The 13,857-nt window shown below is 55.5% G+C and carries 11 protein-coding genes; 6 read left to right on the top strand and 5 right to left on the bottom strand.

The genetic code is table 11. The features are described from left to right. Window positions 1-67 precede the first annotated feature (67 nt). Window positions 68-1,885, top strand: coding sequence for a PQQ-dependent sugar dehydrogenase (locus Q4E93_RS18525; protein WP_303587712.1), 1,818 nt, complete (start codon window positions 68-70; stop codon window positions 1,883-1,885). A 56-nt stretch (window positions 1,886-1,941) separates the two neighbouring features. Continuing rightward, a complete protein-coding gene (locus tag Q4E93_RS18530) occupies window positions 1,942-2,598 on the top strand; it encodes a hypothetical protein (protein ID WP_303587713.1) in 657 nt (218 codons plus the stop codon). On the opposite strand, the gene fumC is transcribed toward Q4E93_RS18530, so the two are convergent. Further along, window positions 2,564-3,964, bottom strand: coding sequence for a class II fumarate hydratase (gene fumC, locus Q4E93_RS18535; RefSeq protein WP_303587715.1), 1,401 nt, complete (start codon window positions 3,962-3,964; stop codon window positions 2,564-2,566). The two genes, Q4E93_RS18530 and fumC, sit on opposite strands and share 35 nt — an antisense overlap. A 196-nt stretch (window positions 3,965-4,160) precedes the next feature. Here fumC and Q4E93_RS18540 point away from each other — a divergent pair, with 196 nt between their 5' ends. Then, window positions 4,161-7,106 carry a M16 family metallopeptidase gene (locus tag Q4E93_RS18540; RefSeq protein WP_303587717.1) on the top strand — a complete coding sequence of 982 codons (2,946 nt, stop codon included), beginning with the start codon at window positions 4,161-4,163 and terminating at the stop codon, window positions 7,104-7,106. Between the two features lie 12 nt (window positions 7,107-7,118). Here Q4E93_RS18540 and Q4E93_RS18545 read toward each other — a convergent pair whose 3' ends face one another. The 4 genes from Q4E93_RS18545 to gltX are packed head-to-tail and all read right to left on the bottom strand — an operon-like array spanning window position 7,119 to window position 10,693. Then, window positions 7,119-7,718: a hypothetical protein gene (locus Q4E93_RS18545; RefSeq protein ID WP_303587718.1), complete on the bottom strand. Its 600-nt coding sequence runs from the start codon at window positions 7,716-7,718 to the stop codon at window positions 7,119-7,121. A 43-nt stretch (window positions 7,719-7,761) separates the two neighbouring features. Beyond that, window positions 7,762-8,541 (bottom strand): enoyl-CoA hydratase/isomerase family protein, encoded by a 780-nt coding sequence (locus Q4E93_RS18550; protein ID WP_303587720.1) that lies wholly within the window; start codon window positions 8,539-8,541, stop codon window positions 7,762-7,764. 18 nt (window positions 8,542-8,559) lie between these two features. Next, the gene (locus Q4E93_RS18555) at window positions 8,560-8,991 is read right to left on the bottom strand and encodes a cobalamin B12-binding domain-containing protein (protein ID WP_303587722.1); all 432 of its coding nucleotides are present in this window, start codon (window positions 8,989-8,991) and stop codon (window positions 8,560-8,562) included. Between the two features lie 16 nt (window positions 8,992-9,007). Further along, window positions 9,008-10,693: a glutamate--tRNA ligase gene (gene gltX, locus Q4E93_RS18560; protein ID WP_303587724.1), complete on the bottom strand. Its 1,686-nt coding sequence runs from the start codon at window positions 10,691-10,693 to the stop codon at window positions 9,008-9,010. A gap of 393 nt (window positions 10,694-11,086) precedes the next feature. On the opposite strand from gltX, the gene Q4E93_RS18565 reads away from it, so the two are divergent. From Q4E93_RS18565 to Q4E93_RS18575, 3 genes are all read left to right on the top strand, one after another. Continuing rightward, window positions 11,087-12,019 (top strand): ARPP-1 family domain-containing protein, encoded by a 933-nt coding sequence (locus Q4E93_RS18565; RefSeq protein ID WP_303587726.1) that lies wholly within the window; start codon window positions 11,087-11,089, stop codon window positions 12,017-12,019. Window positions 12,020-12,030: 11 nt separating this feature from the next. Then, window positions 12,031-12,675 (top strand): polysaccharide deacetylase family protein, encoded by a 645-nt coding sequence (locus tag Q4E93_RS18570; protein WP_303587727.1) that lies wholly within the window; start codon window positions 12,031-12,033, stop codon window positions 12,673-12,675. A gap of 394 nt (window positions 12,676-13,069) precedes the next feature. Further along, complete coding sequence (locus Q4E93_RS18575; protein WP_303587729.1) at window positions 13,070-13,837, top strand: TatD family hydrolase; 768 nt, start codon at window positions 13,070-13,072, stop codon at window positions 13,835-13,837. Window positions 13,838-13,857 lie beyond the last annotated feature (20 nt).

A 13,857-nucleotide genomic window follows, 5' to 3' on the forward strand; every position in this document is an offset into this window, starting at 1 on the left:
GGATCGAAATTGATTATAAAAGTACCCTTTATTTTAATGGTGGTCAATCGTATAAATACCCGGGCAAATGGAAAATCTACTATTCCAAATGCGGCGGATATTACATTTATTTGCAGATCCTGTCCCGATGAAAAGCTATATCCTATATGCTTACAGCCTCGCCGCGTGCCTGTGCTCAACCCTCTGCTCTTTTGCGCAACTCACTGTTACTTATTACGGTCAGACCTTCAAGGTCGACACTTTGTACCCTGCCAGCGGCCTAGCGGGAATGAATACGCCCTGGGAGATGGTGTATGGACCGGATGATTCCTTGTGGGTCGCGGCGGCCCATGACTATAAAGTGTGGAAGATCCACCCGGGCAATAAAGGCGCCCGTCTGCTGCTGGACCTGGGTGGCAGCAAGGATTTTACTAACCCTGCTGCCTGGCCGCAAGGGGGGCTGATGGGCCTGGCCATCCACCCGCAGTTCTATTCCGGGAAGCCCTGGGTCTATATCGCCTTTGTCTATCACAAGGTGAGCTGCGGCGTCGCCAGCACGGGCGGAAATTATTGCAGCTATAAGACGAAGATCGCCCGGTACAGCTATGGATTTTCCACCGGCGCGCTGACATGGGTGGACGATGTCGTGAACGACCTGGATGGCAGCAGCGACCATAACTCGGGAAGATTGCGCATCAGCCCGCTGGTAGAGAGCGACGGGCGGTACCATCTCTATTACACCATTGGCGACATGGGCGCCGGCAACCTGGCGAATGTGGACCGTATCAACTATGCGCAGGATACGACGGTCATCCAGGGCAAGGTGCTGCGGCTGAATACGGAGCCGGACCCTGCGCTGCCTCTTGCGCAACAATGGATACCGGGCGACAATCCCTTTCCCGCCGGCGCGGCCCCTTCGGCGAAATCTCCGGTGTATTCCTTTGGTCACCGCAATCCGCAGGGGCTGGTGTTCGGGTCCGTGAATGGGGGTGCGAGCTATATCCTTTACAGCAGCGAGCATGGCGACCGGAGCGACGATGAAGTGAATATTATCCTCCCGCATACCAATTATGGCTGGCCGAAGGTGGCGGGGCTTTGTGATGACAACTATACTTCCGTGGCAGGCGACAGCATGTACCTGGCCAATAAGGCCGTGATCAGCGAGACAGGATTTTGTCTGACTACGCCGACTACCCTGCATGAACCGATCTTCTCTTTCTATAACTGGAACCGTGCGACCAATAAGACGGCGCAGGGCAAGCCTTCCAATATGTACTGGCCTACGATCGCCCCAGCCTCCATCGCCTTTTACGGCCAGGGCGCCATCCCGGGATGGAACTATTCCTTGCTGGTGCCTTCCCTGAAGAACGGGCTTTTCCGGCTGAAGCTGAAGCCGGACGGTCTCAGCATCGACAGTGCCGCCTTGCCTACCGATACGCTGCATTATCTGCCAGGCCTTCGTCTCCGCAACATCACGGTGGCGCCATCGGGCGATACGCTGTTCGTGTCAGTGGATAATTCCTGCTGTGCCATCGACTCTTCCGGCACGCTGGGGACCTCCGTCTCCAACCCTCCCTACAAAGGATATATTTTGCGGATGATCTACCTGAAGACACTGTACCTGGAGGAAGGCGGCGCGGGGCCCGGGCCTCCGGCGAAGGCCCCTGTCTGTAAGGTCTATCCTAACCCGGCGCATTCGACTTTATACGTGGAGGGGACATCGCATGAACGCAAGCCCTGGGTGGCGACGCTCTATGATATCACCGGCAAGGTGATGTTGCAGCGGGAGACTACGGAAGATCATTTCACGCTGGACATTCATGCCTTTTCCCCGGGGGTGTATGTATTCAGGCTGCAAAATGGCTATGCGGTGCCATTAATGACGGAAAAAATACTGGTGCGATAGATTTAATTATGTTTGCAAAAACATAGCCTTTGAAGCTGGTGGTCATTGGGCATTTAATGCTGATTTCATATTACCTGGAATTTGTTTCCTTCCTGATAGGATGTATTGTTTACCGCAGGTCGTGGCCGCTGCCCTATCGGTGCCTGGTTTGGGTAAAGGGCCTTAAGGCCGTTGTGGAGATTGGGGGCATGCTCTGGTCCAGTTTCACGATGACCAGTAATCACTGGATCTACAATCTGTATTTCCCTTTGCAATGCGCAGGGCTGCTGTTCATATTTTATAAATGTTCCGTCCAGCCTGGGGTCAGGAGGTTCGATGCCTGGCTGCTGGGGGCGATGCCGCTGGTGTGCTGCATCTTCTGGTGGAAGGGCTCTTTTTATGAGCTCAACCTCATGGCGACGGTGGCCTTTGCCTTTCTCCTGCTGCTGTCTGCCTGCGCGGCCTTTGTCGACCTGCTGCTGGAACAGGGGTATGGTCATTTACTCTGGCAGCCTTTGTTCTGGCTCTCCTCGACCATCCTGGTCTACAGCGTCGGCTCCATCTTTTATTACTCCACGTGGGAGTACAGTAAAAAAATGATCCTGGACTATCTCTTTTCTCTTCTCTTTGTATCGACGGAGTATGCCATTAATTTGGGGATCATCGCCTGTTTTATTTGCCTGTACCTGCAAAAGCGGATCAATCGATCTTCCCCACCATCCCTTCCGGCCTGACCCACTGATCAAACTGTTCCGGAGTGACATGTCCCAGCTTTACGGCCATTTCTTTCAGGGTCGTCCCTTCCTTATGCGCTTTCTGGGCGATCTCGGCAGCCTTGTAGTAGCCGATGTGCGTATTGAGGGAGGTCACGAGCATCAGGGAGTTCTCCACGTGTTTGCGGATATTGGCCTCGATGGGCTCTATGCCTTTGGCGCAGCGTTCGGAAAAGCTGACGCAGCCATCGCCGATGAGGCGGGCGCTGTGGAGGAAATTATAGATCATCACGGGTTTGAACACATTCAGCTCGAAGTGTCCTGTCGCACCGCCGATGTTGATGGCGACGTCATTGCCCATGACCTGGGCGGCGATCATGGTGAGCGCTTCGCATTGGGTGGGGTTGACCTTACCGGGCATGATGGAAGAGCCGGGCTCGTTGTCGGGGATAAAGATCTCGCCGATGCCACTGCGGGGGCCGGAGGACAGCATGCGGATGTCGTTGGCGATCTTCATCAGGCTGACGGCGACTGTCTTCAGGGCGCCGTGGGCTTCCACGATGGCGTCATGGGCGGCCAGGGCTTCGAATTTGTTTTCGGCGGTGATGAAGGGAAGACCGGTGAGCGCGGCGATCTTTTTCGCCACGTTGTCGGCATAGTCCGGGGGAGTGTTGATGCCGGTGCCTACGGCGGTGCCGCCGAGCGCCAGCTCGGAGAGATGGGCGAGGGTATTTTTGATGGCCCTCAGACCGTGGTCCAGCTGGGAGACATATCCGCTGAATTCCTGACCCAGGGTGAGGGGCGTAGCGTCCATGAAGTGGGTACGGCCGATCTTGACCACTTTTTTAAAGGCGGCGCTTTTGGCTGCCAGGGTATTTCGCAGCTGTTCGATGCCGGGTATGGCGATCTCCACCAGCATCTTATATGCGGCGATGTGCATGGCGGTGGGGAAGGTGTCGTTGGACGACTGGGATTTGTTCACGTCGTCATTGGGATGCAGGGCCTTTTCCTTATCGGTGAGCTTGCCGCCTTTGAGAACATGTCCGCGGTAGGCGACGACTTCGTTGACGTTCATATTGCTTTGGGTCCCGCTGCCTGTCTGCCAGACGACGAGGGGGAACCAGCTGTCCAGCTTGCCTGCGAGGATCTCGTCGCAGACCTGGCCGATGAGGTCGGATTTTTCCTTGGGGAGCACGCCGGCGTCGAGGTTGGTGAGAGCCGCGGCCTTCTTCAGGTAGGCGAAGGCGCGGATGATCTCTTTCGGCATTCGATTGATGTCCTGGGCGATGGCGAAATTTTCTATACTGCGTTGGGTCTGAGCGCCATAATATGCGTCGATGGGCACTTTCACTTCGCCCATGGTATCTTTTTCGATCCGATATTCCATAGTTGTTGAGTTGTTATTTTGGAGGCGTAAAGGTAAACTAATACGGCCAGATAGGGAAGGGGAATTGGTCCTGTACTGGTAATCGGGGGGTCTGTCCTGATGAAACCATTGTTCGTAATGGTTTTTATGAACGGCAGGGCAGGATTGTGAAAAATTATTGTACTTTATCGGATATTCTTTAAACACGCTTTTATATATGCAACTACGGAAGATCTTTTTCTCGTTTGTTCTGGTGGTAATATCCCTGGCATCGCAGACGCTGTTGGCGCAGGACAAATATGTGTGGAAGCAGGTCAGTGCGGCGGGCTACACGTACAAGTATGTCACGGGCGATCCCATGCAGGCGCGATTTTATACATTGGCCAATGGACTGACGGTGATCCTCAGCCCCAACCATAAAGAGCCGCGGGTGTCGGTGCGGATCGCGGTCCGTGCAGGCAGCAATACGGACCCCAGGGACCATACGGGTCTGGCCCATTACCTGGAACACCTGCTTTTCAAGGGCACGGACCAATTCGGCTCCCTGGACTGGGCGAAGGAAAAGCCCTACCTGGACCAGATCGACGGCTTGTATGAGCAGTACAACTCCACGAAAGACTCTGCAAAACGCCGGGTCATCTATCACCGGATAGACAGTGTCAGCGGGCTGGCCTCGAAATATGCCATTGCCAATGAATATGACAAGATGATGGCCAACATCGGGTCTACGGGCACCAATGCGCATACGGCGGTGGAAGAGACGGTGTATGAAGAGGACATTCCTTCCAATGCCATGGACAAGTTCCTGGTGGTGCAGGCGGAGCGTTTCCGCGATCCCATCCTCCGGCTCTTCCATACGGAGCTGGAAGCGGTGTACGAGGAAAAGAACAGGACCCTGGACAATGACGGCAACAAGATGTACGAGGCGATGCTCCATTCCCTTTTCCCTACGCACAACTATGGGCAACAGACGACCATCGGCACCATCGAGCACCTGAAGAACCCTTCCCTGAAAGCCATCCGGGACTATTATCATAAATATTATGTACCGAATAATATGGCGATCATCATGGCGGGGGATATCGATCCTGACCAGCTGATCAAAAAGGTCGACCAGGCTTTTGCCTATATGAAGCGCCAGCCTGTGCAATTGTATAACCCCGCCCCGGAAAAGCCGTTGACGGCGCCGATCGTCAAGGATATCTTCGGGCCCAGCGCGGAGAACATGCGGATCTGCTACCGTACGCCCGCGGCCACTACGCATGACGCGATGGTGCTGGACCTGATCTCCAGCGTGCTCTCCAACGGTAAGGCGGGCTTGCTGGACCTGAACCTCAACAAGCAGCAGAAAGTGCAGGGCTCGCAGGCGGGACTGCTCCAGTACAAGGACTACGGCGTGTTTATTTTGGTGGGCAATGCGCGGCAGGGGCAGACCCTGGAAGAGGTGAAAGACCTGCTGATGCAGCAAGTGGACCTGCTGAAGAAGGGCAATTTCGACGAGAGCCTCATCAAGGCCATCGTGGCCAATGCCAAGCTCTCCCTGCTGGAGGAGCTGGAGAAGAACCCTACCCGCACAGGCGCGCTGGTGAATGGCTTTATCAAGCACCGGGGTGAGAAATGGGATAAGGACGTTTCGGACCTGGATGACCAGGCTAAGGTCAGCAAGGCGGAGATCATGGCGATCGCCAATAAATATTTAGGGAATAACTATGTGCTGCTGTACAAGCGGAAGGGTGAGGACAAGAACATCGTGAAGGTGGACAAGCCGGCCATTACGCCGGTGGAGACCAATGCGGGCAAGCAATCTCCTTTTGTCAAGAAGATCGAAGGTATGTCTGTGTCGGACATGCATCCTCAATGGCTGGATTTCAGCAGCGGGATCGTCCGGGCCAAGGCGGGTATTGCGGACGTGCTGTATGTGCCTAATAAGGAGAATGAGCTGTTCCATTTATACTATCGCCTGGAGATGGGCAGCCGTAATAACAAGCTGCTGCCCCTGGCGGCGCAGTACTTCCAGTTCCTGGGGACGGATAAGTATTCTTCGGAGCAGATCAGTAAGGAGTTCTATAATATCGCCTGTAATTTCAGCATCAATGCCACGGCGGACGTGACGACCGTGAGCATCACGGGCCTGCAGGAGAATTTCGACAAGGCGGCGGCGCTCTTCGAGGACATTCTCGCCAACTGCCGTCCCGATACGGCGGCCCTGGCTTCCCTGAAAGGCAGGATCCTGAAAGCAAGGTCCAATGCGAAGCTGAACAAGCAGGCCATTTTGCAGGGATTGATCAACTACGCCCGCTATGGCGAGAAGAACCCGTATAATGATGTGCTCACCACGGACGAGCTGAATAACCTGAAGGCGGAAGACCTGGTGAATATCCTGCATGGGTTGCTGAGCTATAAACATTCCATCATTTATTATGGCAAGCTGCCTGTGGAGTCGTTTACTTCCACGATTGCCAGTGTTCATAAGCTGCCGGCTGCCTTTACGACCGCGCCGGCCCGGAAGGAATATCCATTCACCAGCCAGACGACGAGCCAGGTGCTGTTCGCCAATTACGATATGGTGCAGGCGGAGATCTGCTGGATCCGCAATGCGGCGCCTTATGATGTCAATAAAGAGCCTGTGGTGGATGTATTCGATAATTATTTCGGGGGCGGCATGGGTTCTATCGTTTTCCAGACGATCCGTGAATCGAAGGCGCTGGCCTATTCGACCTTTGCTACTTACGGTACGCCGGCCAGGAAAGAGGATCCCTATTATATCCTTGCCTACATCGGCTGCCAGGCGGATAAGATGGCCGATGCGCTGAAGGGGATGAACGATCTGCTGAACGAGCTGCCTGTCTCTGACAAGGGTTTCGAGCTGGCCAAGGTCAGCCTGAAGAAAGACATCGAGACGGAACGTGTCACCCAGGATGGGATCGTCTTCTCTTACCTGGCGGCGAAGGATAAGGGGCTGGATTATGACCAGCGTAAGACGGAGTATGAGGCGCTGGATAAGCTGTCGATGGAGGATGTAAAGCGGTTCCACCAGGACCAGCTGTCAGGAAAGAAATATACGTATTGCGTGGTGGCTTCGGATAAGAAGGTGAATATGGATGACCTGAAGAAAGTGGGAGAGGTGAAAGTGCTGAGCCTGGAGGAGGTGTTTGGATACTAGCGGTGCTTTCGCCTATTGGTTGCCGTACTTTCCTTTGAAATGGATAAGTACGATCAGCATTTCGATGCGGTCGATCTGGAGGGTTTCGAGCGGTATATATCCATGACTGGTTTCGTCGTCCGCATGGGAGATGGTGATCAGCATGTAGCCGGAAGGGGACTCGCCGTCTCCCCGCAGGTATTTCCATTCCGCAATGTTCCTCCAGGGGACGATCACACCGGGGAAATGGAGACCCTGCTCCGTAAACTGAAACTCGTCTTCCCCTTTGGGGTGGATCTTGTTATCCTGCAGGAGCTGGGCGGTGGGATAGGGTGGCCGGTGGATCTCATCCAGCATGGCGTCTGTCAGCGTGATATCCAGTCTTTGGGTCTGCTTCATTTCTTCCAGGATGGCGTATAACACGCCGGGATATTTGCTGGTCCTAAGGGCCAGCGACACCATGATGCTGCGGGAAAAGAATAGCAGGACCCCGCCGCCTCCCAGGCTGAACTCCAGGGCCAGCGCGCGACCTTCCCTGGACCACGACAGGATGGCTGCAATGGCTGCGACGATCCCCAGGAGCAGGAGGAGTTGGGCGTTCGTGATCAGACGGACAGCGGTCTTTATGCGCATAATGATAAAACGCCGGGTCAGTACAGCGGATTGCGAAGTGTGGTTATTTCCCTGAAAAGTGCGGCTTCCTCTTCTCCAGGAATGCTGCCGTGCCTTCCTTCATATCTGCTGTGCCGAAGCATTCGCCGAAGGCTTCCTGCTCGAAGGCAAAGCCGTCTCCCAGTCCGTCTGTTTCGGCAATATTGGCGCATTCGATGATCCTGGCGACGGCCAGGGGCGCTTTTTCTCCAATGATGGACAGGATCTCCCGGGCCTTGGTGAGGAGTTCGTCAGGTTCGATGATGTAGTTGACGAGTCGGAGCTGCAGGGCTTCCTGGGCGTCGACCATGCGGCCCGTGAGCATCAGCTCGATGGCTTTCGCTTTTCCCACGATGCGGGTGAGGCGCTGCGTGCCGCCATACCCGGGGATGAGGCCGAGGTTGACCTCGGGCTGGCCGAAGCGGGCGTTGGGCGTGCAGAGTCGAAAATGGCAGGCCATGGCCAGCTCGCATCCTCCGCCCAGGGCAAAGCCGTTGACGGCGGCGATGATGGGTTTGGCCGCGCTCTCTATACGATCGAATATTTCCTGGCCTCTCTCTGCCAGGGCCTGGCCTTCTTCCGCGCTGAGGCCCTGAAATTCGGTGATGTCCGCCCCGGCTACAAAGGCCTTGGGGCCGGCGCCGGTGAGGATGGCGCCTTTGATCTCTTTATTGACATAAACCTCGCTGACCACTTCGTCCAGTTCGGCCATGACGGTCTTGTTCAGGGCGTTCAGCTTGTCGGGGCGGTTGATGGTGATGGTGAGGATATTATCCGTGAGATAGGTGTGTAAGGTGGTATACATGAGGAAGGTTTTAGCTGTTTAAAAATCGCGATGGGTCCGGACCCAGTCGGTGATATAGGTGGCGATCTCGGCGGTGGGGGTACCGGGGGGGAAGAGGGTGCCTACGCCCAGCTGCTGCAGCTGTCCCCTGTCTTCTTCAGGGATGATGCCGCCGCCGGTGAGCAGCACATCGTCCATGCCTTTTGTCTGCATGAGCTGGATGATCCGGGGGAATACGGTCATATGGGCGCCGCTGAGGATGCTGATGCCGATGGCGTCCACGTCTTCCTGCAGGGCGGCATTGACGACCATTTCGGGTGTCTGGCGCAGTCCGGTGTAGATGACTTCCATTCCGGCGTCCCGCAGGGCGGTGGCGATCACCCGGGCGCCTCTGTCATGTCCGTCCAGGCCGACCTTGGCTACCAGCACCCGGATGGGTCTGCCGGGATTCGTTGTTGCGTGATTTGACATGGCCAAATGTAAGGATTTAGGACTGCAATTGTGCCAGCACCGCTTTGATCCGGGCGATGGATTCTTCGGGACCCAGCACGGTGATGATGTCGAAGACGCCGGGGCCGAACTTACCACCTACCAGCATGAGGCGAAGGGGCAGCAGCAGGTCGCCGGGTTTGATCTCGGCAGCGGCGGCCATTTCCTTGAATTCTTTTTCCAGGGTGGGGGCGTCCCATGTCCGTATGAGTTGGAGCTGCCTGATCCATTCCACGAAGAATAATTGTTTGGCGTCGTTCCATTTGGGTTTGACGGGGCTGAGGTCGGTGTCTGCGGCGTTAGGGGCCCGGAAGAAGAAGCTTGCCTGCTGGACAAATTCGGTCAGCAGGTGGCAGCGGTCTTTCACCAGCGTGAGGATCTGCTGGAATTTCTCTTCCTGCTGGCTGGGGGCTGGCGTTTCGTCGTAGGTGGGGATGGAGGCGGGTCCGGTGATGCCGGGCGCTATTTCGCTCAATTCAGCGACGGTGTCCAGGGCGGTGGCGGGGCTTGCGTTGGTCGTGCCGGTGGTGCCTGCGTTGCCGAGGGGGTCGATGCCTGCGGCGCGGAAGAATCCGATCACCTGGTCCTGGTAGGCGCTGACGGGTAGCCGTTTGATCCATTCCTGGTTGAACCATTTCGCTTTCTCGAAATCGAACTTGGCCCCGCCCTTGTGGACGCGGTCCAGGGAGAATTTTTCTATCAGCTCGTCCAGGGTGAACAGCTCCTGTCCACTGCCGTCATTCCATCCGAGCATGGCGAGCATATTGAGAAAGGCTTCGGGTAAGAAGCCCATTTCACGGAATCCTTTATTGATTTGCCCGGTCGCGGGGTCTGTCCAGTTCATCGCGAAGACGGGGAAGCCGAGGCGGTCTCCGTCGCGTTTGCTTAATTTTCCGTTGCCATCGGGCTTCAGGATCAAGGGCAGGTGGGCCCAGCGGGGCATTTTATCCTCTCCGAACAGGTGACGCCATAGTAATATATGTACGGGGGCGCTGGGGAGCCATTCTTCTCCCCGGAAGGCATGGGTGATCTCCATGAGGTGGTCGTCGACGACCACGGCGAGGTGATAAGTGGGCATGCCATCGGCCTTGAGCAGGACCTTGTCGTCGACGCCGTCCGTGGAAAAGCGGACCTCTCCCCGGATGAGGTCGGTGAAATGGATCTCTTCTTTGGGCATGACCTTGATGCGTACGACATAGGGCGTTCCGGCGTCGAGCAGCGCTTTTACTTCCGCGGCGGGCAGGCTGAGGGAGTTCCTCATCCGGGTCCGCAGGGTGTGGTTATATTGGGGGGAGGGGTTTTCGGCCGATTTGTATTGGGTCCGCATATTCTCCAGCTCTTCGGTGGTGTCGAAAGCGTAGTAGGCGTGGCCCTGGTCGATCAACTGCTGGGCATATTCGGCGTAGATGCTTTTGGCCTTACGTTCGCTCTGGCGGTAGGGGCCATAAGCGCCGGGGTGGAAGGGGCTTTCGTCGGGGATGAGCCCGCACCAGGCGAGGCAGTCGAGGATGTATTCTTCGGCGCCGCTGACATACCGGCTCTGGTCGGTGTCTTCGATGCGGAGGACGAAGTCGCCTTTGTGCTGGCGGGCGAAGAGGTAATTATAGAGTACGGTCCTGACGCCTCCCAGGTGGAGTCCGCCGGTGGGGCTGGGGGCGAAGCGAAGCCTGACTTTTTTGCTCATAGGGGGCAAAGGTACAAACATTCTATTTGGAAGCGGGAGAGGGTGTTCCGTTTGCGGTGTTTTGCCGATGTTGCCGGGTGATGCGTGTTTTGCAGGGCGGAGGAGAAGTATTTTTTGGGGGAGCATACTGGAAACTTTTCGGGGTGGTTGATGGCGAAAGTGTTCTAAAAGTTTCCAGTATAGTCGGGGGGTCTCTAGGGGACGCCGGAGGAGGGGTGCAGGAATTTGCAGGAATGCGTCTGTTGCTGCGTAGGGCGTTGCGGTACAACTGTGCGACGCAAGGATGTACGATAGTAGTTGGGTGGCTGGGTCCATAGAAATTGTAGAACGGGTACTAATCCTGCTGTTCCGCCGTTATTCTAATGGACTAATGCTGTGAATGTGAAATGTTTTTTGACGCTTTTGCTCGGTTGCTCGCTTGTCAGTGCATCTGCCCAGCTGACGTATGAGACATTATACGTGGATTATGATAGTGCCTGGACGTTTAAGAATCTGAAGATCATTCCTATCCGGCGGAAAGGAGGTGGGCCGGGACCCGGTGCGGGCCTGGCGGATGTGGTGCCGTTGAACCAGGCGCTGAGCCAGGGTTTGGTCTCGGTGTCGGAGCGGGGTACGACTTCCTTTGAAAATGTGCATTGGCTGCGGATCAACACGCATTCGGATAAATCGGTGTACATCGCGGGTGGGGAGATCGTTGCGGGGGGAAGGCAGGACAGGATGGTGGTCCGGGATACGATCCTGCGGCCTTCTGCCAAGGACCAGTATGTGCCCGTGATGTGTGTGGAAGAGGGGCGTTGGAGTGATAAGGAGAAGAAGTTCGGCTATGGCGGCTATGGCAATGCGCATCTGCGCAAAACGCTGGATTCCACGCCCAACCAGGTGTTGATATGGCGGGAGATCGACAAGCAGCTGCAGTCGGGGGCTTTCAAGAACAACACGCAGGCTTATCTTTCGCGCAACCTGGACAAAAAGTATGTGTCGGGCAGCGACGACTATTTCCGCTATTTCCTCGATAAATTCAAACGTTCGGACAGTACGATCGTGGGCTTTGTGGCCATTTCGGGGGACAAGGTCATCGGCAGCGATATCTTCGCCACGCGGGACCTGTTCTATCATCAGCTGGAACCTTTACTCCATAGTTATATCGACGACGTGATGCTGTTCGGCAAGCCGGTGTCCATGAAGGACGCGCTGATCCGGCGTTATATGGATAAATTACTAAAAGACGAGCCGAGCCAGACTGAGTTTTGCCGCAAGAACGGGAAGATCTTCCGGGAAGGTACGCAGGTGGTGCATGTCAACACCTTTCTGAAGGAGAGTATGTAACTTACGGGCCTATGTTCTACCTGGTAAAGACGCCCTGGTGGCTAAAGAAATGGTATGGCAGCCTGGTTTGGGACCTCCCGCAAAAGGCGGGAGACAAAGTGCTTTACCTGACCTTCGATGACGGTCCGCATCCTGTGGCCACCCCCTTTGTGCTGGACGAGCTGCGCCGGTATGCCGCAAAGGCCACTTTCTTCTGCATCGGCAAGAACGTCCGGGAGCAGCCGCTGATCTACCGGCGGATCCTGGAAGACGGGCACCGGGTGGGCAATCACACGCAAAATCACCTCAACGGGTGGAAGTCTTCGGACAAAGATTACCTGCACGACATCGGGGAAGCGGCCCGTTATATCGATTCGGCTCTTTTCCGTCCTCCTTACGGGAGGATCAGCGCTTTCCAGGCTTCGCTGCTGCGAAAGGCTCCTTTCCAGTTTGAAATCATCATGTGGGACGTGCTCAGCGCGGACTTCGACAGGGCGCTAAGCCCCGGGAGGTGCGCCCGCAACGTGATACGGCATGCCCGCCCGGGATCTATCATTGTCTTCCATGACAGTGAAAAGGCATTTCCAAGACTCAAGGAGGCGCTGCCGGCGGTGCTTGCTCATTTTGGGGAGAAAGGTTACCGGTTCGAAAGTATCCGGCCGGTGGCGGTCCGCTGATTTGGCATGATTTCAGTAAACAACTTCATGGTTAGCCGAATGGCTGTATACATTGCGGAAAATACGGTGGCAATTTTGTGACGGAAAACATCATTTCCGGCGTGATCAAACAGTGATAAGTATGCGCTGTACAGGGCAGAAAAAGGGGCTGAAAGGCCCGTCAATGCTATAAAATAAATTGGGCCTGGGTAGACACCCTGGCCCGTTTTTAATCCGTACCCTATGAAAACTGGTTTAAAGGTAAATCTTTTTTTGATTTATCCAAAGTAATTTACGGGGGCGGCACAATAAGGTTTTTTATCTGCAGCAGGAATATTCGCTGCGCCCGTCTGGATAATAACGCACTGATATGCTGGTTTTTGGGGATATTTGCGACGGACAAGTCTCTATTCATATGCAACTGATCGACACGCATTGTCATTTGTACAACAAGGAGTTTACCCGGGATATCGATGAAGTAATACATCGGGCTGAGAAAGAAGGAGTTGAGAAATTCTATTTACCTGCCGTGGACAGCGAGTCCCACGATGCGCTGCTATCGCTGGAGCAGCAGTACCCGGGCAAGTGCATCGGCATGATGGGGCTACATCCGACATCCGTGAAAGAGGAATATGTGTCGGAACTGAAGCGGGTGGAAGACTGGTTGCAGCGGCGCGCCTGGGTGGCAGTGGGCGAGATCGGCCTTGACTTTTACTGGGACAGGACGTTTGAAAAGCAGCAGTACCAGGCTTTTCACCAGCAGATCGAATGGGCGCTGCACTACCGTATCCCCATCGTCATTCATTCCCGGGAGTCGATGCAGGAGAGCATCGGCGTGGTGCGGGAGCATCAAAAGGGGGATCTCCGTGGCATTTTCCATTGTTTCACCGGGGGGTATGAAGCTGCCCGCCAGATCATTGACCTGGGTTTGTACCTGGGCATTGGGGGCGTGCTGACGTACAAGAATTCCGGCCTGGGGGAGGCGCTGAAGGATCTGCCCCTGGAAAGTATGGTGCTGGAGACGGATGCGCCCTACCTGAGTCCTGTGCCTTTCCGGGGAAAACGCAATGAGAGCAGCTATCTTAAGTATGTCGTGGCGAAGCTGGCGGAGGTGAAGGGGGTGACGCCGGAAGAAGTAGCCCGGATCACGACGGAGAATGCTCAAAAAATATTCGGAAGCTAAGCTGGGAAATTGTATTTTTG

The sequence above is a fragment of the Flavitalea plasmicola genome, assembly GCF_030546645.1.
Lineage (GTDB): Bacteria > Bacteroidota > Bacteroidia > Chitinophagales > Chitinophagaceae > Puia.